We start from the raw sequence: 26529 nt of genomic DNA, 5'->3' as shown, positions 1-26529 counted from the left end.
CGCGCGCGGCCGGCGGACGCCGCTCAGTGCGAGCGGATCATGGTGCCGAACGCCTGTTCGGTCAGGATTTCGAGCAGCAGCGAGTGTTCGATGCGGCCATCGACGATGTGCACCGAGTTGACGCCGCTCTTGGCCGCGTCCAGCGCCGACGAGATCTTCGGCAGCATGCCGCCGGAGATGGTGCCGTCGGCGAACAGCTCCTCGATCTCGCGCGCCGACAGGTCGGTCAGCAGGTTGCCGGCCTTGTCCATCACGCCCGGGATGTTGGTCATCATGACCAGCTTCTCGGCCTTGAGGATCTCGGCCATCTTGCCGGCGACCACGTCGGCGTTGATGTTGTAGGCCTGGCCGTCGTCGGAGAAGCCGATCGGCGAGATCACCGGGATGAAGGCGTCGTCCTGCAGCGCCTTGACCACGGCCGGGTTGATGGCCTCGATGTCGCCCACGTAGCCGATGTCGATGAAGGCGCCCGGGTTCTCGCGGTCCGGCATCTTCAGGCGCTTGGCGCGGATCAGGCCGCCGTCCTTGCCGGTCAGGCCCACGGCCTGGCCGCCGTACTGGTTGATCAGCATGACGATGTCCTGCTGGACCTCGCCGCCGAGCACCCACTCGACCACTTCCATCGTTTCTTCGTCGGTCACGCGCATGCCCTGGATGAAGGTGCCGACCTTGCCGACCTTCTTCAGCGCCTCGTCGATCTGCGGGCCGCCGCCGTGGACCACCACCGGGTTCATGCCGACCAGCTTGAGCAGGATCACGTCGCGCGCGAAGCCGTGCTTGAGCTTTTCCTCGGTCATGGCATTGCCGCCGTACTTGACCACGATGGTCTTGCCGTGAAACTTGCGGATATAGGGCAGCGCCTCGGCAAGGATTTCGGCCTTGAGGGCGGGGGCGATGGCGGCCACCGCAGTTGCGGCAGGCCCGGGGTTGTCGGCGTTCATGGCAAGGGACATCCGTGAGATTCAACAGGTATCATGGCGGTTCTGGCCGGCGGCAGGCAGGCGCGTCATGGGCATCGTGCCCCTGACAAGCCACCTCCGGCCGCGGCAGGCGCCGATTTTACAAGAAACCGGAGCACACGCGAGCGGACCGTGGCGCAGCGGGGGCACAAGGCCGGCACATGCGTCCTGCGGCGCACCATGACGTCCCCTCCACGCAACAGTCCAGCCGGCGATCTGCCCGCCGGTCGCGCACAAGTCTCGCTACACATTAGAACAGCGGCATGACAAAGAGCCTGCACCCTGACAAACCCGATGCCCTGCGCACCGACAGGCGCCGCCCGGGCACCGCAGACAATGCCGGCAAGCCCGGCGCCGCGCCGTGAGCGACCCGGCCACCGTGCTGACCGGCCAGCTGCGCCCGGTCGAGCATTGCAGCGCCTGCGGCGCCGGCTTCGTGTGCGGCTACGCGGCCGGCCTGCCGCAGTGCTGGTGCGCCAGCCAGCCGCTGCTGCCGGCGCGGCTGATCGTGCCGGGCCGGCACTGCCTGTGCCCGGCTTGCCTGGCCAGGCGCCGCGAGGCCGCCGAAGCGGCGCCCGGCGCCGCCTGAGCGGCGGGCCTGCCGCGGTGCCCCGCGCAAAATATTGCGCAACGAATTTCCATTTCCCATTCATGCGGCTACTATTCGCCCCATGAATGATCTACGTGCAATCGACCTGAACCTGCTGGTGGTGCTGGAAGCGCTGCTGGCCGAACGACATATCTCGCGCGCGGCGCTGCGCCTGCACCTGAGCCAGCCTGCCGTCAGCCACGCGCTGGGCCGCCTGCGCCAGTTGCTGGACGACCCGCTGCTGGTGCGCGGCCAGGGCGGGCTGGTGCCGAGCCCGCGCGCCCACGAGCTGGCCGGGCCGCTGGCCGAGGCGCTGGCGCAGGTGCGCATCCTGCTCGGGCCGACGGGCTTCCAGCCCGCCACGGCGCGCCGCAGCTTCCGCCTGGCCATGTCCGACTACGGCGCGATGGCGCTGCTGCCCGGCCTGCTGCGCGCGGTGCGCAAGGCCGCGCCGGGCATCGACCTGGTGGTCTCGCAGGCCAGCCGCGAAGGCATGGTGGCCAAGGTGGCGGACGGCGAGATCGACCTCGCGCTGGGCGTGTTCGAGGCGCCGCCCGAAGGCATGCGCGGCGCGCCGCTGTTCGAGGAAGCCTATGCCTGCATGGTGGATGCGGCCACGGTGCGCGGCCAGGGCAAGCTGGACCAGGTGGCTTACCTGGCCCGCTCGCACGTGCTGGTGTCGGCCCACGGCGAGCGCGTGGACGCCATCGACGCCGCGGTGGCCAAGGCCGGCGGGCGGCGCAAGATCGCCTGCGTGCTGCCCCACTGGAGCGTGGCGCCGGCGCTGATCGCCGGCACCAACCTGGTCCTGACCACGGCGCGCCGCAGCCTGGCCGCGTTCGAGGACGACGCGCGCTTCGCGGTGTTCGAGCCGCCCTTCGCGCTGCCGGGCTTCACCTTCAGCCTGATCTGGCACGACCGCACCGACGCCGACCCGGGCCAGACCTGGCTGCGCGAGCGCGTCAAGGCGGTGGCGGCCGGCGACGAGCCCGGCGACGCGATCAGCCTGCGCCGCTGAGCCGCGCCGGACCGCTGACCGGACTGCCGGAGCGCGCAACCGCCGGCCGGAGCCGGGACTTCAATTTCAGTGCTTGTGGTCGCCGTGCGCGCCGGCCGCGGGCGCGCCGGCCCCGAGGTCGCGCACCTCGGCGTCCACCTTCTCCTCGATCACCTTGCCGCCCTGCTCGATCCTGAGCGTCAGCGGCACGGTGTCGCCCTTCTTGAGCGGCGCCTTGAGGCCCATCAGCATCACGTGGTAGCCGCCCGGCTTGAGCTCCACGTCCTGCATGCGCGGCAGGTCCAGCGCGCCGACCGCGCGCATGCGCATGACGTTGCCGTCCATCTTCATTTCATGGACCTCGGCGGTGGCCGCGGCGGGCGTGCTCACGCCGACCAGTCTGGCCGTCTCGTGCGCGTGCAGGGTCATGAACACGCCGGTCGCGGTCTGCGCCGGCACGGTGCCGCGGGCCCAGGCGTTGCTGACGTCGACCTGCGCGAAGGCCGTGCCCGAACAGAGCGCGGCCAGCACGGCAGCGGCGGCGGGCAGGGCGGCGAGGAATCTGGCTTGCATGGGAATCTTCTCCACTGAACTTCACTTGCGTCGCAAAGGCGCCATTAGACCATGCCGGCGCGGGCGGCGTGGCCGGCGCCGGCGGTCAACGAACCAGTCTGGCAGCGCGCCGCGGGGTGGCCAATGCGGCACGGTGTCGCATAATGCGGGCCCGCGCCGCGCCATTGTTAAACTCGCGGCATGGATACCTCCTCCGCCGTGCCGCCCGGCCCGGCCTCTCCCGCCGCCGCGTCCGCCGCTGCCGCTGCCGCCGCGGCGACCTCCGCCCGCACCGGCCCGCTGCGCCACAACCTGGTGAGCCTGCGCCGCCTGTTCTGGCTGCGCTGGGCGCTGCTCGGCGGGCAGGCGCTGCTGCTGGTGTCGTGCGAGGCGGTGGCCGGCGTGATCCTGCCCTACAGCCCGCTGCTGGCCATCCTCACGCTGCAGACGCTGTTCAACCTGCTGACCGGCCTGCGCCTGCGCCACCAGCGCGGGCGCGGCGCGCGGCCCAGCGACGCCGAGCTGATGGGCCAGCTGCTGGTCGACCTGACCGCGCTGTCGGCCGCGCTGTTCTTCACCGGCGGCGCGACCAACCCGTTCGTCTCGTTCTACCTGCCCGGCCTGGCCATCGCCGGGGCGGTGCTGCCGTGGCGCCTCGTGGTGGTGCTGGCCTTCTACGCGATGGCCTGCTACAGCGTGATGCTGATCGAGTACGTGCCGCTGAACCTGCACAACCCGGACAACGCCATCACCTACCACCTCGCCGGCATGTGGCTGAACTTCGTCGTCAGCGCCACCATGATCGCGGTGTTCGTGGCGCGCCTGTCCAACGTGCTGCGCCAGCGCGACGCCGAACTCAACCTCGCGCGCGAGCAATTGCTGCGCGACGCGCGCATCGAGGCGCTCAACGACCAGGCCGCCGCCGTGGCGCACGAGATCGGCACGCCGCTGGCCACGCTCGCGGTGATCGCGGGCGAACTGCGCGCCGATGCCGCCGACGCGCGCCTGGGCGCCACCCCGGTCAACGCCTACCTGCCCGACCTGCAGACCGTGGAGCAGCAGCTCGACCTGTGCAAGTCGATCCTGGCGCGCCTGCGCGACGACCACCAGACCGCCGCGCCGCAGCGCGTGGACGCCTGGCTGGACGGCTTCGTCGAGCGCTGGCAGTTGCGCCACCCGCATGCGCGCCTGGAAGCCAGCGCCATCGGCGAGGCCGCCGCGCTGCCGGTGGAAGCCGCGCGCGTGGGCCAGATCCTGACCATCCTGCTCGACAACGCCGCGCGCAGCCAGCTCGCCGCCGGCCACGCGCAGGTGCCGCTGCGCCTGGCCATCGTGCTCGACAAGCAGGAGGGCCAGCCCACGCTGACCTTCCGCGTCACCGACCGCGGCCTCGGCATCCCGCCGGCGCAGCGCGCGCGGCTCGGCGAGGCGCCCATGAGCAGCATGCACGGCGGCCAGGGCATCGGCGCCTACCTGGCGCAGAGCGCCGCGCTGCAGATGGGCGGATGGCTGGCCTGGCACGACCACCACGAAGGCGGCACCGTGGCCGAGCTGCACCTGCCCGAGCCTGTCGCCGCGCCGCCCGAAGCCCAACCGATTGCCTCACCCGCGGCCCCATCCACGGCCGCACCCACGACAACGAGCCAGCCATGACCGACGCCTCCCACGACCCCGCCGCCACGCAGCAGCCCGGCACCGGCGATGCCGGCCCCTTCCTGGTCATCGACGACGATGCCGTGTTCGCCGGCGCGCTGGCGCGCGCGCTCACGCGCCGCGGCTACGCGGTGCAGATCGCGCACACCGGCGCGCAGGCGCTCGCGCTGGCCGCGCAGACGCCGTTCGCCTACATCACGCTGGACCTGCACCTGAGCGCGCCGCCCGAGGCCGGCAGCACCGCGCCGGCGGAATCCGGCCTGCACCTGGTCGGGCCGCTGCGCGCGGCCCTGCCGGACGCGCGCATCCTGGTGCTGACCGGCTACGCCAGCATCGCCACCGCGGTGGCGGCGGTCAAGCATGGCGCCGACGAGTACCTGGCCAAGCCGGCCAATGTGGATTCGATCCTGACCGCGCTGATGGCGGGGGTATCGGAAGACGCGGCCGAAGCCGCGATGGAAGAGCCGGTGCCGCTGTCGGTGGCGCGCCTGGAGTGGGAACACATCCAGCGCGTGCTGGCCGAGCACGACGGCAATATCTCGGCCACCGCGCGCGCGCTCAACATGCATCGGCGCACGCTGCAGCGCAAGCTGGGCAAGCGGCCGGTCTCGCGCTAGCGCGCTGATGCACTAGCGCGGCGCGCGGGCCGCGCGCGGCATCGTCAGAGCCGCAGCTGGACGTAGTCCCAGTCGAGATCGTCTTCCCGCACCGGCTGCTGCGCCACGCGCAGCGCGTCGCTGGCATGGCGGTCGGCGCGCGAGCCGAGGTCGCCGGCCTCGACCGCCAGTTCGGCGGCGGGCGGCACGGCGTCGGCGCGCGTGCCGGCTTGTGTCTCGGTGCGCGTTTCAGTGCGCGTTTCAGTGCGTGTGTCGGTGCGCGTGCCGGTGTGTGTGTCGGCGGCGGCGCGGATCGCGGCGGGCGTGGCCAGCGCCGCGTGTGGCGCGACATCGGGGCGCGCGCACAGGAACAGGGTGGCGGCGGCCATGCCGCCCAGCACGGCGAAATAGGACAGCAGCTCGCGTTTCATTTCGGTCCTCCTGCCTGATCGGTTTGCGGTTGTTGTCATGAAGGCCGCCGGCGGCATGGCCGGCAGCCTCCGTGGAACGACCCGCCGCGGGGCCGTGGAGATGACCTGCGCCGCTGCACCGTCAAGTCCCCGCCGGCCGGAGCGCGGCGCGGATGGCTGGTGAGAGCGGCAAGCCGGCTCCCCGCGGGGGAGAGCCGGCCGCCACTTTGTCATCGCACGGTAGCGCTTGCCAGCGCGCTTACCAATGCTTACGGTCCTTACCAGCGCGTGTCACGCTCCCACGCTTTCATTTCATCCTCGACACGTTCCTTGGTATAGCCGTACCGTTCCTGGATGCGGCCGGCAAGCTGGTCGCGCTTGCCCTGGATCTGCGTGAGGTCGTCGTCGGTGAGCTGGCCCCACTTCTCCTTGATCTTGCCCTTGGCCTGATCCCACTTGCCTTCGATCTGATCCCAGTTCATGGTTGCTCCTTGGTCGCGATTGCGGTGGACGGGGGCGCCGCGGCGCGGCTGGCCGGCCCGGTTGCTGCTGGTTTCGGTGCTGGTTTCGGTGCTGGTTTCGGTGCTGGTTTCGGCGCTGGTTTCAGCGCTGGTTTCAGGTTACCTGGCGTACCTGGCCTGCACGTTGGCCTGGCACTTGTCCTTGGCGTCGCCGGACAGCGCGTCGCACTTTTCCTTGTCGGCCTTGTAGCTGGCGTCGACGGTGTCCTTCCTGGCGTCGCGGCGCGCCTCGGCCACGTCGGTACTGGTGCCGGTGGCGGCGGCCTTGTCGACCTTGGCCGCGCCGAGCGCCTGCTCGTGGGCGGCCTTGGCTTCCTTCACGCACACGTCCTTGTCGTTGCCCTTGCGGTCGTCGCACTTTTCCTTGGCGACGTCGTAGTCGGCGTCGGCCTTGACCTTCTCGGCCTTGGCGCGGGCCTTCGCGGTGCCGTCGCGGGTGGCTTCGGCGTTGGCCTTGGCTACGTCCTGGTCGCGCCTGGCCTCCTTCACGCACACGTCCCGGGCGTTGTCCTTGAGGCTGTCGCAGCGAGCCCGCGCGGCCTTGTAGCCGGCGTTGGCCGTCTTCACGGCGGCGTCATAGTCCGCCTTGGATCCCGGCGCGCCCTGGGCCAGCGCATGACCGGCGGGGGCGGCGATCATCATCGAACATGCTGTGGCAATCAGCCATTTCTTCATCATGTCATGCTCCTTTTCAGTGACGGCATGGCGTGGATGGCGGCTCCGGCCTGCGGTCCGCTCTGGCCCACACCGTATGAACAGGTTACGCAGCAAGCCCGCGCGCAAGCAGGCGTGCGGCTCCGAAAGCCGCGTCAGACGATTCCCACAGTTGGCATAGGCAGGCCCCAAATGCGGATCGCCCCGCGTGGAGCGTGTCCACGCGGGGCGATCGGGGCTGGCTGCCGGGGCGGCGGCTTACAGCACGTAGCGCGACAGGTCCTCGTTGCCGGCGAGGTCGCCGAGCCGCTCATCGACATAGGCGGCGTCGATGGTGACGGTCTCGCCCGACGACCTGGCGGCGTGGAAGGACAGGTCCTCCAGCAGCCGCTCCATCACCGTGTACAGGCGGCGCGCGCCGATGTTCTCGACCTTCTCGTTGACCGAGAACGCGATCTCCGCGAGGCGGCGGATGCCGTCCGGCGCGAACACGAGCTGGACCTGCTCGGTGCCGAGCAGCGCCTGGTATTGCTTGGTCAGGCTGGCGTCGGTCTGCGTCAGGATGGCTTCGAAGTCGGACACCGACAGCGACTCCAGCTCGACGCGGATCGGGAAGCGGCCCTGCAGTTCCGGGATCAGGTCGCTCGGCTTGGACAGGTGGAACGCGCCGGAGGCGATGAACAGGATGTGATCGGTCTTGATCATGCCGTATTTGGTGTTCACCGTGGTGCCCTCGACCAGCGGCAGCAGGTCGCGCTGCACGCCCTGGCGCGACACTTCGCCGCCGCCCAGCTCGCTGCGGCTGGCGATCTTGTCGATCTCGTCGAGGAACACGATGCCGTTCTGCTCCACGTTGGCCACCGCCTTGTGCTTGAGCTCCTCGTCGTTGAGCAGCTTGGCGGCTTCCTCGTCGATCAGCAGCTTGAACGCTTCGGCCACCTTCATCTTGCGGCGCGCCTTCTTGCCCTGGCCCAGGCCCGCGAACATGGTGCGGATCTGCTCGGTCATGTCTTCCATGCCCGGCGGACCCATGATGTCCATGCTGGGCGTGCCGGCGGAGACCTCGAGCTCGATTTCCTTGTCGTCGAGCTGGCCTTCGCGCAGCTTCTTGCGGAACACCTGGCGGGTGTTGGAATCCTTTTCCTCGGGCTGGTTGAAGCCGATGTCGCGCGGCGGCGGCAGCAGCACGTCGAGCAGGCGGTCCTCGGCGGCTTCCTCGGCCTTGGTGCGCACCTTCTTCATCTCGGACTCGCGCGCCTGCTTGACCGCCATCTCGGCGAGATCGCGCACAATGGTGTCCACGTCGCGGCCGACGTAGCCCACTTCCGTGAACTTGGTCGCCTCGATCTTGATGAAAGGCGCGTCGGCCAGCTTGGCCAGGCGGCGCGCGATCTCGGTCTTGCCGACGCCGGTCGGCCCGATCATGAGGATGTTCTTCGGGGTGATTTCCTGGCGCAGGGGTTCTTCCACCTGCTGGCGGCGCCAGCGGTTGCGCAGCGCGACGGCCACCGCCTTCTTGGCCTTGTTCTGGCCGATGATGTGCTTGTCGAGTTCGGAAACGATTTCCGACGGGGTCATGGTATGCGGCATGGTATCCGTTCAAGAAAGGAGACGCGCAGGCCTCGCGCCGGCGGCGGCGCGGGGGCCGGCCGACGCTTATTCCAGCGTCTCGATGACGAAGTTGGTGTTGGTGTAGATGCAGAGCTCGCCGGCGATGCCGAGCGACTTTTCCACGATGTCCCTGGGCCCGAGGTCGGTGTTCTCCACCAGGGCCTTGGCCGCCGACTGGGCGTAGACGCCACCCGAGCCGATCGCGGCGATGCCGCCTTCGGGGTCGAGCACGTCGCCGTTGCCGGTGATGACCAGCGTGGTGTCGCGGTCCGCGGTGATGAGCATGGCTTCGAGCCGGCGCAGCGCGCGGTCCGAGCGCCAGTCCTTGGCGAGGTCGACGGCGGCGCGGGTCAGGTTGCCCTGGTATTTCTCGAGCTTGGCCTCGAAGCGGTCGAGCAGCGAGAACGCGTCGGCCGTGCTGCCGGCGAAGCCGACCAGGACCTTGCCGTTGTAGATGCGGCGCACCTTGCGCGCCGTGCCCTTCATGACGACATTGCCGAGAGTGACCTGACCGTCACCGCCGAGCGCAACCTGGTTGCCGCGCCGCACGCTGACGATGGTAGTGCCGTGATACTGTTCCATGATGCCTTCGCGAGAATATGTCTGGGGGCTACTTGGCGACGGTAGCAACGAATTCAAGGGCCGCGGCGGCGACGCCCCGACCGGCTGCCGGACGGCGGCACCAGACCAATATAGACGAGCGCCGCGCGGCGCAGCGGACAGGCCGGGCCGCCAACGGGCCAGCCCGGCAGACCCGGCGGGATGCCGGCCGGCCGCGCGGGAACGGCGCAGAAGCGGCGCAAGAGCGGTGCAGAAACGGCGCAGAAGCGGCGCAAAAGCAAAAAGGCCACGCGTCGCGCGTGGCCTTTTCTTCATTCCGGCTGGCCGGAGGCTCAGTCGGCGTACACCCCGGCCTTCTTGATGACCGGCGTCCACTTGCCGATTTCGGCGGTCAGGAAGGTCTTGAGCGAATCCGGCGTGGCGCGCTGGGCCGGCACCGCCTCGGCGCCCAGCTCGGCCATCTTGGCGCGGAAGTTGGGGTCGGTCACGGCCTTCTGCAGCGCGGCGGACAGCTTGTCCACCACCGGCTTGGGCGTGCCCTTGGGCGCGTACATGGCGTGCCAGATCTTCACTTCCACGCCGGGCAGGCCCTGCTCGGCCGCGGTCGGGATGTCCTTGAACGCTTCCACGCGGCGGCTCTGCATGGCGGCGTAGGGCTTGAGCGAACCGGCCTTGAGCTGGCCGGCGATATTGGTGGTCTGGTCGCACATCAGGTTGACCTGCCCGCCCAGGATGTCGGTCAGCGCCGGTGCCGTGCCCTTGTAGGGCACCGTGGTCAGCTCGGTCTGGATCGCGCTCTGGAACAGCAGCCCGCACAGGTGCGAGGCCGAGCCGATGCCGGCGTTGGCCAGCGACAGCTTGGCGGCGTTGGCTTTGATGTACGGCAGCAGGTCCTTGAAGTTGTTCGGCGGCAGGTTCTTGTTGCCGACCATCACCATCGGCACGTCGGCGATCTCGCCCACGGTCTCGAAGTCCTTGAGCGGATCGAAGCCGAGGTTGCGGTACAGCGCCGGCGCCGTCGACATGCCGATGTGGTGGATCAGGATGGTGTAGCCGTCGTTCTTGGACTGGGCGACCTTCTTGGCGCCGATGGTGCCGCCGGCGCCGCCGAGGTTCTCGATCACCATCGTGGTGCCCAGGTGCTTGGACATGATCATCACCAGCTCGCGCGCGACCTTGTCGGTCGGGCCGCCCGCCGCGAACGGCACCACGGCCGAGACCGGCTTGCTGCCCGGGAATTCCTGCGCCTGCGCGCCCGCCTGCGTGCCCATTACGCCCACCGCCAGCGCGGCTGCGACAAATTGTGCAACTCGTTTCATGCTATCTCCTGGATACCCGCCTCATTCCCCGTTTGGCGCCGTCCCGGCCGGAGCGGCGCGCCCGTCCTCGCGGACGGAGCGCGGCCGTTCCCGCGCCGCCGTCCCGATCCGAGCGATCCCGACGGCGGCGCCGACCATGACACGGGCACGGCGCACCGGCCCGCGGCAAGGGCCGCGCAACCGGAGCGCAATGCTATCAATGCCGAAAAATGCCAAATATCCGGAAAAACCCGCGAAGACATTTCCATCGCCGCTTAAAAGCCGGTTTCCGGCCCACCCTGGCCGCGCCGGGGCCGGCCCAGACAATCAGCGGAAGAAATCGAGCATGTCCTGCTGCAGCAGCGCCGGCGCTTCCTCCGGGATGTAGTGCCCGCACGGCAGCGCCTGGCCGCTGACGTCGGCGGCCACTTCCTGCCACAGCGAGAGCGGTTCGAAGCAGCGCGCCACCACGCCGTGCTCGCCCCACAGCACGCGCAGCGGGCACTCGATGCGGCGGCCGTCGGCGCGGTCGGCGCGGTCGTGCTCCAGGTCGATGGTGGCCGCCGCGCGGTAGTCCTCGCACATGGCGTGCACGTGGGCCGGGTCGCGCATGGCGGCGACGTAGGCGGCCATCGCGTCGGGCGCGAACGGGCTGGGGCCGCCGTGGCGCAGCCCCATCAGTTTGTGCAGGTAGAACTCGGGCTCGGCATTGATGAGCGTCTCGGGAAACGGCGCCGGCTGGATCAGGAAGAACCAGTGCCAGTAGGCGGCGGCAAAGGCCATGCTGGTGCGCTCGTACATCGCCAGCGTGGGCGCGATGTCGAGCAGCATGGCGCGCGTGACGCGCCCGGGGTGGTCCATGCACAGGCGGTGGGCCACGCGCGCGCCGCGGTCGTGCGCGCACAGCGCGAAGCTGCCGAAGCCCAGGCGCGCCATCACCTCCACCTGGTCCTGCGCCATCGCGCGCTTGCTGTAGTTCTCGTGGCCGGCGCTGCCCGGCGGCGCGTCGCTGCCGCCGTAGCCGCGCAGGTCGGTGGCGATGACGGTGAAGCGGTCGGCCAGCGCGGGCGCCACCTTGTGCCAGATCAGGTGGCTCTGCGGATGGCCGTGCAACAGCAGCAGCGGCGGCCCGGAGCCGCCCCGCACGCCGGCGATGGAGACTTCGCCCAGTTGCAGGCGGAACGGCTCGAAATTGGGGAACAGCAGGGCACTGGCATCGTTCTGCATCGGGACGTCTCCTGGGGACCGGCGGCCAATACGCGGCAATGCGGCGGGGCGCGCGGCGCCATCCTGGCGCCGCGTGCCCTGCCGTTGCCGATGATAGACGCAACCGGGGCACAAGCGGAGCACATGCGGGGCACAAGCGGGGCACAAGCGGCGCGCAACCGGAAAGCGGCCGGAAGACCCGCCCCGGGCCATCCGCCCAAGCGCAGTTGACGCAACTGAATTGCATCAGTACCGGCGCTATGGTTAAATCGGCCCATGAGCAGCAGCCCCACCCCCAACCTGGCCGCGCCGGCCCCCGGCATGACGCCGGCGGCGACCACCCTGGACGCCGCCCACGAGCGCCTGCGCGAGCTGGGCGCCCGCGTCACCCAGCCGCGCCTGGGCATCCTGGCCTGCCTGATGGAGAGCAGCGAGGCGCTGACCCACCAGGCGGTGATCGACCGCATGCCGGCCGACGGCGAGGCGGTGGACCGCGTGACCGTCTACCGCGTGCTGGACTGGCTGGTCGAGCAGGGTCTGGCGCAAAAGCGCGCCGGCCACGACCGCGTGTTCCGCTTCAGCCTGGTCGAGCACGAGGCCGCGCGCGCGCAGGCGCACCGCCAGCACAGCCATTTCCATTGCAGCCGCTGCGACCGCACCTTCTGCCTGGACGGCGCCAGCGTGCCGGCCCAGGCCGCGCCCAAGGTGCCGAGCGGCTTCGCCGTGGAGCACGTGGAACTCACCGTCAACGGCGTCTGCGCCGAATGCGGCGCGCACACGACCGGGCGCGGCCAATGAACGCCCGCGCCGCCCGGCACATGCCGCCGGCATCACCCCAATCACACCGGCCCCGCGCACGGCAGGCCAGCGGTATTCCCTTCCCGGAGAAACAACAATGTCCAAACTGACCCCGGTCACCATCCTGACCGGCTTCCTCGGCAGCGGCAAGACCACCTTGCTCAAGCGCATCCTGAACGAGCAGCACGGCATGAAGATCGCCGTGATCGAGAACGAGTTCGGCGAGGAAAACATCGACAACGAGATCCTGGTCCAGGATGGCCGCGAGCAGATCGTGCAGATGAGCAACGGCTGCATCTGCTGCACCATCCGCGGCGACCTCGTGGCCGCGCTGTCGCAGCTGATGACGCAGCGCGACGCCGGCGAGATCGGCTTCGACCGCGTGGTGATCGAGACCACCGGCGTGGCCAACCCCGGCCCGGTGGCGCAGACCTTCTTCATGGACGACGAGATCGCCTCGCGCTACCTGCTCGACGCCGTGATCACGCTGGTGGACGCCAAGCACGCCAACCTGCAGCTCGACAAGCAGGAGGAGGCGCAGCGCCAGGTGGGCTTCGCTGACGCCATCTTCATCACCAAGGCGGACCTGGTGGACGAAGCCGACGTGGCCGAGCTGCGCCACCGCCTGCTGCACATGAACCCGCGCGCGCCGGTGCGCACGGCGCATTTCGGCGAGGCGCCGATCGAGACCATCTTCGACCTGCGCGGCTTCAACCTGAACGAAAAGCTCGAGATCGACCCCGATTTCCTGCGCGCCGAGGCCGAGGAACACGATCACGACCACGGCCACGCGCACGGCGAGCACTGCGGCGACGACTGCGGCCACGACCACCACGACCATCATCACGGCCACGATCACCACCACCATCATCACCACACCGACCGCATCGGCTCGTTCGTGTTCCGCAGCGAGCGGCCGTTCAACTACGCCAAACTGGAGGAATTCCTGTCCGGCATCCTCTCGGTCTACGGCGAGAACCTGCTGCGCTACAAGGGCGTGCTGTACATGGACGCGGTCGACCGCAAGGTGGTGTTCCAGGGCGTGCACCAGCTCATGGGCAGCGACATCGGCGCCAAGTGGGGCGACGAGACCCCCGGCACCAAGATGGTCTTCATCGGCGTCGACCTGCCCAAGGACGCCATCCTGAAGGGCCTGGCGACCTGCCTGGCCTGACCCCGCGGCGGGCGCCCTCCGCCCGCCCCGCCCGCCCCCGCCGGCAAGGGGGTCGGGAACTCAGGGAAAACTCCCCGCTTTTCCCCCATATCTCCAAAATTTTTGTTCAAGTACAATAGTCTGGATTTAGTGCGGGTTACGCAGCCTCGGCGGCGGCGCCCGCGCAATGCAGGGCGGCGGTCGTCGTCAGCATGAGGCGGGCTGCCGGCAGGTGCGGTCGCAGTGCTTCGTGCGGAGACCGCCCTCCGCTTGGGGCACAGGTTCCGCGCCGATATCGACCGACGCGAGAAAAGAGGTGTCCCATGGTAGCCGCAACGAAAACGAAAGAAAGCCGCAGCAAGAACGGTAGCGCTGCGGCCGAGACGCTGAAGGCGCGGCCCACCAAGGCTGCGCCCGCTCCCCGCGGCAGTACGGTGCACGCCGGTGCGGGCGAGGCCAAGGGGGGCACGCAAAGCAGCAAGACTGCAGCCAGCCAGAGCGAAACGTCCACGCCGCGCAAGCGGCAGGACACTGCACCCGAGCGGACCAAGACGCCGCCGGTCGCATCAACAAGAGAATCAGCAGCAACCATGAGCAGCAATAAACTTCTGACTGAAGCTGAAATCCTGAAGATGGGCGACAAGGATTACATGAACGAGGCGCAACTGGCCTTTTTCAAGAATCGCCTTGAGCAGCTGCGCGACGACATCCTGAAGAACGCCGATCAGACCACCGAGCACCTGCGCGAAACGGTGATCGTGCCCGATCCGGCCGACCGCGCCACCATCGAGGAAGAGCACGCCCTGGAGCTGCGCACGCGCGACCGCGAACGCAAGCTGCTCAAGAAGGTGGAGCAGTCGCTGGCCCGCATCGAGTCCGGCGACTACGGCTGGTGCGAGGAAACCGGCGAGCCGATCGGCGTGCCGCGCCTGCTGGCGCGCCCCACCGCCACGCTCTCGCTGGAAGCCCAGCAGCGCCGCGAATTGCGCCAGAAGCTGTTCGGCGACTGAGCCGGACCCGCCGGCGCGCTCCCAGACGGCCCGGTTCCCCGGGCCGTTTTGCTTGGCCGCGCGCCGCCGCGCCGGTGCCCTGTCCGGCACGTCTTTGCGGTGTCACGTCACCGGCCTATCATTAGGCACGGCGGGAGAACTGCCGCCCGCCGCCCCGGCATGGCCGGGCGCAATATCGGCCGCGGCGGCCCCGAAACACCCGCTTTCTGATACAGTCGCAACTTTGTTGCAATAACATGCGCGCACCTCGCCGGGCGCGCCTTCCCGTCATGGCCGATCGCCTGCCCGTCACCGTGCTGTCCGGATTCCTCGGTGCCGGCAAGACCACCCTGCTGAACCACATCCTCGCCAACCGCGAAGGCAGGCGCGTGGCCGTGATCGTCAACGACCTCGCGGACGTGAACATCGATGCCCGCCTGGTTGCCGACGGCATGGTGGCGCAGAGCGGCGAGCGCCTGGTGGAGCTGTCCAACGGCTGCATCTGCTGCACGCTACGCGAGGACCTGCTGGTCGAGGTGGCCAAGCTCGCGCGCGAAGGCCGCTTCGACTACCTGCTGGTGGAATCGACCGGCGTGGCCGAGCCGCTGCCGGTGGCCGAGACCTTCACCTTCGCCGACGAGCAGGGCGTGGCGCTGGACAGCCTGGCGCGCCTCGACACCCTGGTGACGGTGGTCGACGCCGCGCACTTCCTGCAGGACTTCAACGAAGCCGATTTCCTCCAGGACCGCGGCCAGGCGCGCGACGAGGACGACGACCGCACCGTGGTCGACCTGCTGATCGAGCAGGTCGAGTTCTGCGACGTGATCGTGCTCAACAAGCTCGACCTCGTCGGCGACGCCGAGCGCGCGCGCCTGACCGGCATCCTGCGCTCGCTCAACCCGCGCGCGGCCATCGTGCCGGCCAGCTTCGGCAAGGTGCCGCTGGACAGCGTGCTCGACACCGGCCGCTTCGACTTCGACGCCGCCGCGGCGGCGCCCGGCTGGCTGGCCGAGCTGCGCGGCGAGCACGTGCCGGAGAGCGAGGCCTACGGCATCGGCAGCTTCGTCTACCGGCGCCGCCGCCCGTTCCACCCGCAGCGCTTCGCCGACCTGATCCACACCGAATGGCTGCGCGAGCACGGCAGCGTGCTGCGCTCCAAGGGCTTCTTCTGGCTGGCCACGCGCATGGACACGGCCGGCACCTGGGGCCAGGCCGGCGGCGTGTGCCGCCACGGCGGCGCCGGCGCCTGGTGGGCCGCGCTGGATGCGTCCGAATGGCCCGACGACGACGACAGCCGCGCCGGGATCGAGGCCGACATGACCGTGGACGGCCAGCCCGCCCCGTTCGGCGACCGCCGCCAGGAACTGGTGCTGATCGGCCAGGACCTCGACCGCCCCGCGCTCGAGGCGCTGCTCGATGCCTGCCTGCTGACCGACGCCGAAATGGCGGCCGGCCCGGCGGCCTGGGCGAGTTATCCCGACCCGTTCCCGTCCTGGGAAGACGGACTCGACGACGACCACGTGCACGGCGACGACTGCGGCTGCGGCGACCACGGCCACCATCATGGCCACGCGCACGATCACGGCGACCACGACGATGGCCACGACGGCGACGATGGTCACGGCGGGCATGCCCGCTAGGCCGGTCCCGCCCTGGCGGCGCCTGCAGCGCCGCCGCGCGCGCGGCCTCGGCCTGTGGCCGGCGCTGTGGCTCGCGCTGTGCCTGCTGCTGGCCCAGCACGCCGGGCTGACCCACCGCGTCCACCACGGCGCGATGCCGTACCTGCCGGCGCAGGCATCCGCCGACGCCATCAATGACGCCGCCGGCTCCGCCCTGGCCGCCGCCGAACTGGCCGCGGACACGGACATGGACACGGACGACGACCTCCAGCCCGAACCCGCCGTCCCGCTGTCCGCCGGCGCGGCGGGACACTTCTGCGTCCTGTTCGACGGCGCCACCGTGGCCGCCAGCCATTGCGGCACGCCGGCCCTGCCGGCGCTGACCCATCTCCAGTCCCCGCTGCCGCCCGCCAAGGGCTGGCGCAAGCCTGACCTGCCTCCGGCCCGGCCCTTCCACCCGCGCGCCCCGCCCGCCGCCTCCGCCCTCGCCTGACATCCGGGCCGCGGCCGCCGCGCCGCCGCCCGCTTCCTGACGCACCGCGCCACACACGCAGCCTGCCACGCCGCTTGCCGTGCCGCCCCGCGCCCGTACATGCCCGCACTGGCCTGTACGCGCCCGGCGGCGCGGCGCGCGTGCGCGGCCGCCGGCGCCGCGCGCCCGACCGCAGATAAAAAAGCAACGCGAGCCATGTCCTTGTCTTACCGCTTCCAACCCGAATCCCTGCTGCGCCGCACCCCGCTGGCCGCCATCGCCGCCCTGATCGCCTCCGCCCCCGCCGGCGCCTTCGCGCAGGGCGCGCCCGCGACTTCCACGGCGGCTCCCGCACCGACTGCCCCGGCCGCGCCCGCCGCCACGCTGCGCGAGGTGGTCGTCACCGCCAACCCGCTCGGCAGCGAGCTCACCGATCTGGTCGCGCCGGTGTCCAGCCTCGGCGGCGACGCCCTCGCGGTGCGCCAGGCCAGCACGCTGGGCGAGACGCTCGACCGGCTGCCCGGCGTGTCGTCCAGCTACTTCGGCCCCAACGCCAGCCGCCCGATCATCCGCGGCCTCGACGGCGACCGCATCAAGGTGCTGCAGAACGGCGGCAGCACCATCGACGCCTCCACCCTCTCCAACGACCACGCGGTGCCGGTCGACCCGCTGGTGGCCGAGCGCATCGAGGTGGTGCGCGGGCCGGCCGCGCTGATGTACGGCGGCAACGCCATCGGCGGCGTGGTCAACGTGATCGACAACCGCATCCCCAAGGAGCCGATCCACGGCGTGGGCGGCGCGGTGGACGCCAGCGCCACCGCCGGCGGCGACACCGCGCGCGGCGCCAGCGGCCTGGTCGAGGCCGGCAACGGGCAGTTCGCCGTGCACGCCGACGGCTTCGTGCGCAAGACCAGCGACCTGCGCATTCCCGGCTACGCGCGCAGCGCCAGCCTGCGCAACAGCCAGCCGCTGCCCGAAGGCGAATCCGAGGCCTACGGCCGCCTGCCCAACAGCAGCGCGCAGCAGCAGGGCGGCTCGCTGGGCGGCGCCTACACCTGGGCCGACGGCTTCGTCGGCGCCAACTACAGCGAATACCACAACGAATACGGTACCCCGGCCGAGGACGACGTGCGCCTGCAGATGCGCCAGCAGCGCTTCGCGCTCGAAGGCGAGGCGCGCAACCTGGCCGGGCGCACCGGCGGCTTCATCGAATCGGTCAAGGGCAAGTTCAGCTACACCGACTACGAGCACAAGGAAATCGAGTCCGGCCAGACCGGCACCGTCTTCAAGAACCACGGCTGGGACGCGCGCTTCGAGGCGAAGCACGCGCGCATCGGCAACATGACCGGCGTGATCGGCACCCAGTTCGGCTCGACGCGCTTCTCGGCGCTGGGCGAGGAAGCCTTCGTGCCGAGCACCGACACCGACAACGCCGCGCTGTTCATCTTCGAGGAAATGCCGCTGACCGCCGGCGGCGACCTCAAGCTCAACCTCGGCGCGCGCATGGACCACACCAGCCTGAAGGCGCGCGCCGACGGCAACGAGCGCTTCTCGGACGCCAGCCGCAGCTTCAATGCCGGCAGCGCCTCGGCCGGACTGCTCTACAAGCTCGCGCCGGCCCTGTCGCTGACCTCCAACCTGGCCTACACCGAGCGCGCGCCGACCTTCTACGAGCTCTACGCCAACGGCCCCCACGTGGCCACCGGCGCGTGGGAACAGGGCAACCCGGATGCGTCCAAGGAACGCGCCACCTCGCTCGATCTCGGCGTGCGCTTCAAGTCCGGCCCGCACAGCGCCAGCCTGTCGGGCTACTACAGCCGCTTCTCGAACTACCTGGCGCTGTCGGCCACCGGCAACGCGCGCGACGCAGAAGGCAATGTGGTGGCGCCCGGCGCCGCCGGCGCGCTGCCCGAGTTCCAGTACCAGGGCGTGGCCGCCACGCTGTACGGCTTCGAGGCCGAAGGCCGCGCGCGCGTGGCGCAGAAGCTGCTGACCGGCAGCGACACGCTCGACCTGGAAGCGCGCGCCGACTACGTGCACGGCCAGAACCGCACCACCGGCGAGCCGCTGCCGCGCCTGTCGCCGCTGCGCCTCGGCGGCGCGGTGGTGTACGGCGCCGGGCCGTGGGGCGCGCGCGCCGACGTGACCTACGCCGCGCGCCAGTCGCGCGTGCCGGCCAACGACACGCCCACCGACGGCTACACCCTGCTCGGCCTGTCCATCACCTACAAGTTCAAGCTGGCCGGCACGCAGACGCTGGTCTACCTGCGCGGCGACAACCTGACCAACCAGGACGCCCGCAGCTCGACCTCGATCCTGCGCGACATCGCGCCGCTGGCCGGGCGCAACGTCAAGATCGGCCTGCGCACCACGTTCTGAGCGCCGCCGCCCATGCCTTGCCGTGGTGAAAGCGCGGCGGCGGGCGCCAGCATCGCGCCCGCCCGCCGTGCATCCCGCCTCGGCGCGGTGCATCGCGCGCCGCGGGTCGGCCCGCCTTGACCGGGCATGGGCGAGTCCTGACAATGCCTGCATCACAGGACAACCACGGACCACCCGATGACCCTCATTCGCCGCGCCCTTGCCTGTGCAGCCCTCGCCACGAGCCTGGCCTGCGCCATGTCCTCCCCGGCCGCCGTGGCCGCCGGCCTCACCATCGGGCTGTCCGGCGACATCACCTCGCTCGACCCGCACTATCACAACGTCACGCCCAACGCGAACGTCGCCGAGCACATGTTCGAGGCGCTCATCGCCAAGGACGAGAAGATGCGCTTCAAGCCCGCGCTGGCGCTGTCGTGGAAGCCGCTCGACGACACCACCTGGGAAATCAGGCTGCGCCCCGGCGTGAAGTTCCACGACGGCAGCGAGTTCACCTCGGCCGACGTGGTCTACTCGCTCAACCGCCCCGCCACCGTCAAGAACAGCCCGTCGCCGTACACCATCTACACCAAGGGCTTCAAGGACATCGTCGCGGTCGACAAGCTGACCGTGCGCATCACCACCAACGGCCCGTACCCGCTGGTGCCCAACGACCTGTCCACCATCTACATGGTGTCGAAGAAGGTCGCCGAGAATGCCGGCAGCGACGACTTCAACAGCGGCCGCGCGATGGTCGGCACCGGCCCCTACAAATTCGCCAGCTTCCGCAAGGGCGACCGCGTCGAGCTCGTGCGCAACGACAGCTACTGGGGCCCCAGGCCCGAGTGGGACACCGTCTCGCTGCGCATCCTCACCAACGACGCGCCGCGCGTGGCCGCGCTGCTGGCCGGCGACGTGCAGGTCATCGAGAACGTGCCCACCTCCGACATCCGCAAGCTGTCCGCCGACCCGGGCGTGAGCGTGTTCAAGGTGCCCACCTTCCGCCTGATGTACCTGCACCTCGACAGCAACCGCGACGTCACCCCGTTCGCCGCCGACAAGGCCGGCAAGCCGCTGGCGAAGAACCCGCTCAAGGACCCGCGCGTGCGCGCCGCCATCTCGCACGCGATCTCGCGCCAGGCCATCGTCGACCGCGTGATGGAAGGCGCCGCCGAGCCCACCGGCCAGCTGGTCAACTCCACGCTGTTCGGCTACGCGCCGTCGCTCAAGCCCGACACCTTCGACGCCGCCGCGGCCAGGAAGCTGCTGGCCGACGCCGGCTACCCGGACGGCTTCCAGCTCACGCTGCACGCGCCCAACAACCGCTACGTCAACGACGAACAGGTCGCCCAGGCCATCGCCTCGATGCTCTCGCGCATCGGCATCCAGACCCGCGTGGAAGCCATGCCGTCGGCCACCTTCTTCACGCGCGCCAACAAGCTCGACTTCTCGTTCATGCTGGCCGGATGGGGGGCAGACACCGGCGAGGCCGGGTCCTCGCTCAAGTCATTGCTGGCGACCTATGATCCGGCCAAGGGGTGGGGGGCGTCCAATCGCGGGCGCTACAGCAATGCGGCGCTTGACGCCAAGCTGAGCGCGGCGCTGACCACGATTGACGATCGCGCACGAGAGAAGCTGTTGCAGGATGCGACCGAGATCGGGATCAAGGATTATGGGGTGATTCCGCTTTATTTCCAGATTAATGTTTGGGCGGCGAGGAAGGGATATAACGTGGTGCCTCGGCAGGATGAGAGGACTCATGCGTTTGCGATTTCCAAGTAGTTTTTTGGTATTTTTTAGGTTTCTTGTTCTGGCTTTTGTGGGCCTTGAGGCTCGGGCGGTTGTTGGCGCTTGAACCCAAAAGCTGTATGACATCCCCGCTGCGCGGGGCTGCCAGTCACTTTCTTTTGTCTGAAAAGAAAGTAACCAAAGAAAGCAGACCCCTTGCAGGGGGGCTGGGCGCTCAGACTTTATGGCTGGTGCGGGATTCGTGGTGCGGTCTGTGGCTTCGATGAGGCTGCTGACGCTACCGGTTTGCTTGCCTGCGGCGTCGCAAACGAAATTGGATTCGTGGTGGCGCTGCATGATGGCGGCGGCCCAGGCCCTTCAGGCTGCTGCCGCGACCGAAGCGAATGGGCACGTCATGGGAGCGGCACTGGTTTCGTGGTGGGCACGGTGGCCCCGGATTGAAATGCGCCCGGCACGAGAACCTCAACGCTGACCGAAACCCAACACACTCGCACCGGGTCCACCACGCCCACCACGAAACCATAAGGGTGCTATGTAGCGGTGGCCAAAACCGGTAACGGCAGATGCCCGAACCAGCAGTGCGCCCGCCATCATAGGTCTGACCCCGCAACCCATACCGCCAGCCAGATCGTGGCCACTCGCACCGGTAATGGCAGGATGCCAGCAGAACCACGAACCCCACGACGAAACCACCAACAACCAGCAACACTGTTCGGCTCTGCCCCTGCCGGCCAGGCAGCCCGCTTTCTTGGCCTACTTTCTTTTCGGACAAAAGAAAGTAGGTCGCTCCGGGGGAGCGAAAGCCTTTGACTTTGACCTTGATTTTGACTTTATGCCTTTAAGGCCCTTGAAATTTACTTTAAAGTTGAAACCTCTGATTAAAACCTACTCCCCCTCATACCAAGGCGGCACCAACGAATACATAGCCGCCGCACACGGCACCCCATGCAACACCAGCCGGTTCCGCGCAATGCACTCGAAACGCGCGCCGATCTTCTCCGCCACCGCGCGGCTGACCGCGTTGTTCTCCGCGGCCACCACCTCGAGCCGCGTCAACCCCAGCCAGTGAAATCCATAACACGCCATCATGTCGGCCGCGCGCGCGCCGATGCCCTGGCGCTGGCGGCTTTGCCGGATCCAGTAGCCGAGGTTGCCGAAGTTGTAGTCGCGGTTGATCTGGTTGATGGAGACGCCGCCGTACAGCTCGCGGCCGTCCGGCGCGAACACGCCGATGTCGTAGGCTTCGCCGCTGCTCATGCTTTCCTCGCACATGTCGAACCAGCTTTCGGCGTCGCGCACGTTGTAGCCGGCGTGGCACCAGGGCATCCACTTGCCCACGGTGTCGAGCGATTCGTGCACGGCCGCAACGAACTGCGGCACGTCCGTGTAGCGGAACGGGCGCAGCAGGAAACCCTGGCCGTGGAGCGCTTGCATGATGGGGCCTCGTGTCCTCAAAGTGTTCTGGTCCTCGGTTTCTCGCGGCGGGTTCCGCTTCGCCTGCGCTTGCCGCGCCTCGTGCTTCGCCGCACTCAGCGCAGCGCCCTGCCGCCGCGCGCCATCGCCCCGGCGATCAGCAGGCGGGCCTGCACGCGCGCGTGCAGCAGGGCCATGTCGGCATGGCGCAGGCGCGGGTCGCGGCTGAGGATGGCCATTGCCTTGCCGGCCTGCCGCGCGCCGGCGGCGCCCGCCTCGGCCGCGGCGCGGTCGATGGCGGCGTCGAGCTCGCACTCTGACAGCGGCGCGGCGATGCGCGCGGCCAGATGCAGCGCGGTGTCGTCGAAACCGGCGCCGTCGTCGAAATGGATGCGGCCTTCGATCTCCACGTCGAGGCCCTGCGGGTCGAGCTCGCCGAAGCGCAGCGCGCCGACGTCCACGGCATGGTGCCGGCCGTCGAGATAGAGCGAGCCGTCGATATAACCCGGCTCCGGGTTGAGCGGGAAGCGCAGGCGCCGGCCGGCGAGCCGCGCCAGGCTGAGGCTGGGCAGACTCACGCCGTCGAGGCGGAGCGCCGTGCGCACCTGCGCGCCGCCGAGCGGGAACGGCGCGAGCTCGACCAGCAGGTCGGCGCCGTGCGCGCGGATGGACGAGGGGGTGAGATGGGCAACCAGGGGCTGGAGCAATGCGACGGGAAAGACAGGCATCGGCGGCTTCCTCGCGGACGGTTCGGGGGGCGCAACGTGCCTACATGCTACGGCGTCCGGCGGGCGCGATCAAACGGAAAACGAGGGGAACCGCCGCTGGCCGCCCACGCTCCTTCGTCCGCCCCCGGTTGTCCGCCCTTAATCCCGGTTATGGACTTCGTCGCCTTCCACCGCCACCGCGCCGGCCTTCGCCAGCGACGCCAGCATGCGCGCGAGCATGGCGCCGAAATCCTCGCCGGCCAGGAAGCGCGCGTGGATGCGCCGCATCAGCGGGGTCTGCCCGACCCACGCCAGCAGCGCCGCGTGGGACATGCGCTGCTGCTCGAGCAGCTTGAACTTGAGCAGCACCTTGACCGCGTGCGCGGCGTTGCGCGCGGGATCGGCACTCAGGTAGGCCAGCCGGCCACCGGCCACCTCGAGCGCGGCGTCGACGTCGGTGAAGGGCCGGCCGTGGCCGGGAATCACCACGCGCGCGCCGAGCGTGGCGATGCGCGCCAGCACCGCGGCCTGCTCGGCGAAGCCGCTTTCGCCGTCGAGTTCGGGGAAGATCACGCCGAAGCCGTTCTCCCACAGCGCGTCGCCCGAGATCAGGATGCGCTCGTGCGGCGCGAACAGCATCACCGCGTGCGGGTCGTGCCCGGGCGCGGCCACCACCTGCCAGTCGATGCCGCCCAGGCGCAGCGCGTCGCCGTCCTGCACCACGCCGTCGAAGACGAAGCGGTCGCACTGCTGGCCGGTGGCGCGGTAGCTGAGCAGGTCGTCGTCCCAGCTCCGCACGGCCGCGGCCTCGGCCGCCGGGATCAGCGTGCGCGGCTGCCAGCGCCGCTGCAGGATGGCGTTGCCGCCGCAATGGTCGGAATGCAGGTGCGTGTTCACCAGCCGCCGCAGCGGTTTGCCGCCCAGGCCGGCCTCGGCCAGCGCCAGCGTCTGCGGCGCGTGCGTGACATAACCGGAATCGACCAGCGCGGTGTCGTCGCCGTCGACGAACAGGATGTTGTTGGCCGACAGCCAGCCGCGCTCGAACACGCGCATGGTGGAGGGCAGGACCGGCGGGGTGAAGGCATCGGGCATCGGCGTTTGTCTCTGTGTTTTTCTGGTTTTTCCGGTTTTCTGATTCTGGCCCGCGCCGGCTAGGGGCCGGCCGGCTTCGGCGCATCCGCGCGGCCTTCGCCGGGCGGCAACTCCCCGGCCGCGCGGAAGGCGTCGGAGGCGAAGAACGGGTCCCGCCGCAGGCGCGCGGCCAGCATGTCGAGCGCGTCGAGGCCCCAGAACAGCTGGCCGGCGGGGTCGCCCGGCAGCACCGCGGTCGGCACGCCGAACACGCCGCGCGCCACGGCCTCGTCGCCGTGCTCGCGCAGGCGCGCCTTCACTGGCTCCCGCACCAGCGCAGCGGCGGGTACGCCCAGCGCGCCGCACAGCACCGCGAATTCGGCCTGCCGCTGCGGCACGTGGCCGTGCCGCCAGACGAAATGCAGCAGCGGCGCCAGCGTCTCGCGCGAGAGCCGGCCCTCCAGTTCCAGCGCCACGGCCAGCCGCAACAGCGGCAGCGGATTGAACGGGTGCGCCGCCGGCATGGCCAGCGGCACCTCGTCGCGGTGCGCGATCCAGGCGACGTGCTCGAAGGTGAAGCGGCGCTTGGGCGGAATCTCCGCCGGGCCGACGTTGCCCCAGTGCCGCAGCAGGCCGGCGAACAGCACCGGCACGTAGCGCACGCGCGTGGCGGCCGGCAGGACCTGCGGCAGCCGCTCGAAGGCGAGGTAGGAGAATGGCGAGATCGGGTCGAAGTACCAGTCGATGGCGGCGGGAGCGACAGCGGGATCGGTGGCGAAATCGGCGACGAAATCGGTGGCGGGGCTGGTGGCGAAATCGGTAGCAGAATCGGCGGCGGTCATGGCAGCCTCACTCCGTGCCGGGCCGCGCGGCCTGCGCGGCCAGTTGCGCGGCGCGCGCCGGCAGCCGCGCCCAGATGGCGCGCCGCGCGGCGTCGTCGCTGCCGGACCACGCGGCGATTTCGTCGATGGTGCGCAGGCAGCCCTCGCAATAGCCGCTGGCCGCGTCCATGCGGCACACGTTGCGGCATGGCGACGGCACCGGCAGCGCATGCTGCGCGGCCTGCGCGCCGCGCGTCAGGTCCGCGGCCAGGCGGGACAGCCGCGACACGGCCTCAGTCCCCGGCCCGCTGCGCCACGTCGGCCACCGGGGCGCCGGTCATGCGCTGCAGCTCGTGCGGGGTGAGGTTGAACACCGCGTGCGGATGGCCGGCGGCGGCCCACAGGCTGTCGTAGCGGAACAGGTCGCTGTCGAGCAGCATCACCGGCGCCACCGCATGGCCGATCGGGCAGACCCCGCCGATGGCGTAGCCGGTCTTCTCGCGCACGAATTTCGCGTCGGCCTTGCCGAGCGGCCCGACCACCGCCGCCACCTTGGCTTCGTCGACGCGGTTGCTGCCGCTGGCGATCACCAGCACCGGCGCGTCGTCCGCCACGCGGCGGAAGATGATGGACTTGGCGATCTCGGCCACCGAGCAGCCCAGGCCCGCCGCGGCCTCGGCCGAGGTCTTGCCGGTCGCCGGCAGCATCACCACCGGCTTGGCATGGCCCAGGCCGGCCAGCAGCCCGGCCACGCGCTGCGCGGCCTCGGGCAGGGGCGCCGCGGCCTCGTCGTCGTTCACGGAACGGTCGTTCATGTCTTCTTTCCGGTGCGGGTTCACACGCAGGCCGGCGCCGCCTCGGCGGCGCTCGCCCACTTGGTCAGCAGCGCGCGGCCCACGCGCGAGCTGTTGGCGCGGCCGATGGCCTGCGAGATGAAGTCGCCGGCGCGCACCACCTGATCCAGGTCCACGCCGGTGTGCAGGCCCATGCCGTGCAGCATGTACAGCACGTCCTCGGTGGCGACGTTGCCGGTCGCGCCCTTGGCATACGGGCAGCCGCCCAGGCCCGCGACGGAGGCGTGGAAGATCGAGATGCCCACTTCCAGGCTGGCCAGGATGTTGGACAGCGCCTGGCCGTAGGTATCGTGGAAATGGCCGGAGAGGCGGTCCATCGGGAATTCCGCGGCGGCCGCGCGCATCACTTCCTGCACGCGCACGGGCGTGCCCACGCCGATGGTGTCGGCAATGTCGATCTCGTCGCAGCCGAGGTCGCGCATGCGGCGCACCACGTCCACCACGGCGCGCACCGGCACCTCGCCCTGGTAGGGGCAGCCCAGCGCGCACGAGAGGCTCGCGCGCAGGCGCAGGCCCTTTTCCTTGGCCGCCGCGGCCACCGGCTCGAAGCGCGCGATGGACTCGGCGATCGAGCAGTTGATGTTCTTCTGCGAGAACGCCTCGCTGGCCGCGCCGAAGATCACCACCTCGTCGGCGCCGGCGGCCACCGCGCCCTCGAAGCCCTTCATGTTGGGCGTGAGCACCGAGTACAGCGTGCCCGGGCGGCGCTGGATGCGCGCCATCACCTCGGCGCCGTCGGCCATCTGCGGCACCCACTTGGGCGAGACGAACGAGGCCGACTCGATGTTGACGAAACCGGCGTCGCTCAGGCGGTTGACCAGCTCGACCTTGACCTCGGTCGGCACCAGCGCCTTTTCGTTCTGCAGCCCGTCGCGCGGGCCGACCTCGACGATCTTCACATAGTTGGGCAGTGTCATGGCG

General features: G+C 69.9%; 27 protein-coding genes. 11 read left to right on the top strand and 16 right to left on the bottom strand.

The genetic code is table 11. The features are described from left to right. Window positions 1-23: 23 nt before the first annotated feature. Window positions 24-953, bottom strand: coding sequence for an acetylglutamate kinase (gene argB / locus ACWTPI_RS01025; RefSeq protein ID WP_369796926.1), 930 nt, complete (start codon window positions 951-953; stop codon window positions 24-26). A 367-nt stretch (window positions 954-1320) separates the two neighbouring features. Between argB and ACWTPI_RS01020 the strand changes: the two genes are divergently transcribed. After that, window positions 1321-1548, top strand: coding sequence for a cysteine-rich CWC family protein (locus tag ACWTPI_RS01020; protein ID WP_059414823.1), 228 nt, complete (start codon window positions 1321-1323; stop codon window positions 1546-1548). A gap of 82 nt (window positions 1549-1630) precedes the next feature. Further along, entirely contained in the window at window positions 1631-2566 is a 936-nt protein-coding gene (locus ACWTPI_RS01015) for a LysR family transcriptional regulator (RefSeq protein WP_020205150.1), read from the top strand. 66 nt (window positions 2567-2632) lie between these two features. On the opposite strand, the gene ACWTPI_RS01010 is transcribed toward ACWTPI_RS01015, so the two are convergent. After that, the gene (locus ACWTPI_RS01010) at window positions 2633-3118 is read right to left on the bottom strand and encodes a copper chaperone PCu(A)C (protein ID WP_454730757.1); all 486 of its coding nucleotides are present in this window, start codon (window positions 3116-3118) and stop codon (window positions 2633-2635) included. A 180-nt stretch (window positions 3119-3298) separates the two neighbouring features. Here ACWTPI_RS01010 and ACWTPI_RS01005 point away from each other — a divergent pair, with 180 nt between their 5' ends. Together ACWTPI_RS01005 and ACWTPI_RS01000 are read left to right on the top strand one after the other, a co-directional pair. Then, window positions 3299-4750, top strand: coding sequence for an ATP-binding protein (locus ACWTPI_RS01005; protein ID WP_454730756.1), 1452 nt, complete (start codon window positions 3299-3301; stop codon window positions 4748-4750). Beyond that, window positions 4747-5367: a response regulator transcription factor gene (locus tag ACWTPI_RS01000; RefSeq protein ID WP_020205153.1), complete on the top strand. Its 621-nt coding sequence runs from the start codon at window positions 4747-4749 to the stop codon at window positions 5365-5367. The genes ACWTPI_RS01005 and ACWTPI_RS01000 overlap by 4 nt, the downstream gene beginning before the upstream one ends. Before the next feature lie 44 nt (window positions 5368-5411). Here ACWTPI_RS01000 and ACWTPI_RS00995 read toward each other — a convergent pair whose 3' ends face one another. The 7 genes from ACWTPI_RS00995 to ACWTPI_RS00965 form a co-directional block, all read right to left on the bottom strand. Continuing rightward, complete coding sequence (locus ACWTPI_RS00995) at window positions 5412-5777, bottom strand: hypothetical protein (RefSeq protein WP_454730755.1); 366 nt, start codon at window positions 5775-5777, stop codon at window positions 5412-5414. Window positions 5778-6034: 257 nt separating this feature from the next. Further along, window positions 6035-6238, bottom strand: a complete 204-nt coding sequence (locus ACWTPI_RS00990; protein WP_020205155.1) for a CsbD family protein — start codon at window positions 6236-6238, stop codon at window positions 6035-6037. Between the two features lie 138 nt (window positions 6239-6376). Beyond that, entirely contained in the window at window positions 6377-6955 is a 579-nt protein-coding gene (locus tag ACWTPI_RS00985) for a hypothetical protein (protein ID WP_454730754.1), read from the bottom strand. A gap of 234 nt (window positions 6956-7189) precedes the next feature. Beyond that, window positions 7190-8521: an ATP-dependent protease ATPase subunit HslU gene (hslU, locus tag ACWTPI_RS00980; protein ID WP_454730753.1), complete on the bottom strand. Its 1332-nt coding sequence runs from the start codon at window positions 8519-8521 to the stop codon at window positions 7190-7192. A gap of 66 nt (window positions 8522-8587) precedes the next feature. After that, window positions 8588-9124, bottom strand: a complete 537-nt coding sequence (hslV, locus tag ACWTPI_RS00975) for an ATP-dependent protease subunit HslV (protein WP_020205158.1) — start codon at window positions 9122-9124, stop codon at window positions 8588-8590. A gap of 311 nt (window positions 9125-9435) precedes the next feature. Then, a complete protein-coding gene (locus tag ACWTPI_RS00970) occupies window positions 9436-10422 on the bottom strand; it encodes a tripartite tricarboxylate transporter substrate-binding protein (protein WP_059414814.1) in 987 nt (328 codons plus the stop codon). Window positions 10423-10728: 306 nt separating this feature from the next. After that, entirely contained in the window at window positions 10729-11628 is a 900-nt protein-coding gene (locus tag ACWTPI_RS00965; protein WP_454730752.1) for an alpha/beta fold hydrolase, read from the bottom strand. 300 nt (window positions 11629-11928) lie between these two features. On the opposite strand from ACWTPI_RS00965, the gene ACWTPI_RS00960 reads away from it, so the two are divergent. The 7 genes from ACWTPI_RS00960 (at window position 11929) to ACWTPI_RS00930 (ending at window position 20775) form a co-directional block, all read left to right on the top strand. Further along, complete coding sequence (locus ACWTPI_RS00960) at window positions 11929-12405, top strand: Fur family transcriptional regulator (RefSeq protein ID WP_156174016.1); 477 nt, start codon at window positions 11929-11931, stop codon at window positions 12403-12405. A 97-nt stretch (window positions 12406-12502) separates the two neighbouring features. Continuing rightward, on the top strand, window positions 12503-13579 hold the full coding sequence (locus ACWTPI_RS00955) for a CobW family GTP-binding protein (protein WP_454730751.1): 1077 nt from the start codon (window positions 12503-12505) through the stop codon (window positions 13577-13579). 302 nt (window positions 13580-13881) lie between these two features. Then, the gene (gene dksA, locus ACWTPI_RS00950; protein ID WP_231401717.1) at window positions 13882-14568 is read left to right on the top strand and encodes an RNA polymerase-binding protein DksA; all 687 of its coding nucleotides are present in this window, start codon (window positions 13882-13884) and stop codon (window positions 14566-14568) included. 269 nt (window positions 14569-14837) lie between these two features. Continuing rightward, window positions 14838-16187: a zinc metallochaperone GTPase ZigA gene (gene zigA / locus ACWTPI_RS00945; RefSeq protein WP_454730750.1), complete on the top strand. Its 1350-nt coding sequence runs from the start codon at window positions 14838-14840 to the stop codon at window positions 16185-16187. Next, window positions 16144-16659, top strand: a complete 516-nt coding sequence (locus tag ACWTPI_RS00940; protein WP_454730749.1) for a hypothetical protein — start codon at window positions 16144-16146, stop codon at window positions 16657-16659. Before zigA ends, ACWTPI_RS00940 begins: the two co-directional genes overlap by 44 nt. A 195-nt stretch (window positions 16660-16854) precedes the next feature. Next, window positions 16855-19017, top strand: coding sequence for a TonB-dependent receptor (locus ACWTPI_RS00935; RefSeq protein WP_454730748.1), 2163 nt, complete (start codon window positions 16855-16857; stop codon window positions 19015-19017). Between the two features lie 177 nt (window positions 19018-19194). Beyond that, window positions 19195-20775 carry an ABC transporter substrate-binding protein gene (locus ACWTPI_RS00930; protein ID WP_454730747.1) on the top strand — a complete coding sequence of 527 codons (1581 nt, stop codon included), beginning with the start codon at window positions 19195-19197 and terminating at the stop codon, window positions 20773-20775. 852 nt (window positions 20776-21627) lie between these two features. On the opposite strand, the gene ACWTPI_RS00925 is transcribed toward ACWTPI_RS00930, so the two are convergent. The 7 genes from ACWTPI_RS00925 to ACWTPI_RS00895 all read right to left on the bottom strand — a co-directional run bounded on the left by ACWTPI_RS00925 (window position 21628) and on the right by ACWTPI_RS00895 (window position 26525). Continuing rightward, window positions 21628-22176: a GNAT family N-acetyltransferase gene (locus ACWTPI_RS00925; RefSeq protein WP_454730746.1), complete on the bottom strand. Its 549-nt coding sequence runs from the start codon at window positions 22174-22176 to the stop codon at window positions 21628-21630. A 95-nt stretch (window positions 22177-22271) separates the two neighbouring features. Then, complete coding sequence (locus ACWTPI_RS00920; protein ID WP_043367838.1) at window positions 22272-22883, bottom strand: GatB/YqeY domain-containing protein; 612 nt, start codon at window positions 22881-22883, stop codon at window positions 22272-22274. A 138-nt stretch (window positions 22884-23021) separates the two neighbouring features. Next, window positions 23022-23954: an MBL fold metallo-hydrolase gene (locus ACWTPI_RS00915; RefSeq protein WP_454730745.1), complete on the bottom strand. Its 933-nt coding sequence runs from the start codon at window positions 23952-23954 to the stop codon at window positions 23022-23024. A 59-nt stretch (window positions 23955-24013) separates the two neighbouring features. Continuing rightward, window positions 24014-24775, bottom strand: a complete 762-nt coding sequence (locus ACWTPI_RS00910) for a DsbA family protein (RefSeq protein WP_454730744.1) — start codon at window positions 24773-24775, stop codon at window positions 24014-24016. Window positions 24776-24782: 7 nt separating this feature from the next. Beyond that, window positions 24783-25043 carry a DUF1289 domain-containing protein gene (locus ACWTPI_RS00905; protein ID WP_059414788.1) on the bottom strand — a complete coding sequence of 87 codons (261 nt, stop codon included), beginning with the start codon at window positions 25041-25043 and terminating at the stop codon, window positions 24783-24785. A gap of 4 nt (window positions 25044-25047) precedes the next feature. Then, complete coding sequence (locus ACWTPI_RS00900; RefSeq protein WP_020206981.1) at window positions 25048-25569, bottom strand: YbaK/EbsC family protein; 522 nt, start codon at window positions 25567-25569, stop codon at window positions 25048-25050. Between the two features lie 20 nt (window positions 25570-25589). Next, window positions 25590-26525 carry a hydroxymethylglutaryl-CoA lyase gene (locus ACWTPI_RS00895; RefSeq protein WP_020206982.1) on the bottom strand — a complete coding sequence of 312 codons (936 nt, stop codon included), beginning with the start codon at window positions 26523-26525 and terminating at the stop codon, window positions 25590-25592. Window positions 26526-26529: the final 4 nt, after the last annotated feature.

The organism is Cupriavidus ulmosensis, from assembly GCF_977008105.1.
The sequence above is the reverse complement of the archived record's forward strand: the minus strand, read 5'-3'. Positions and strand labels throughout refer to the sequence as shown.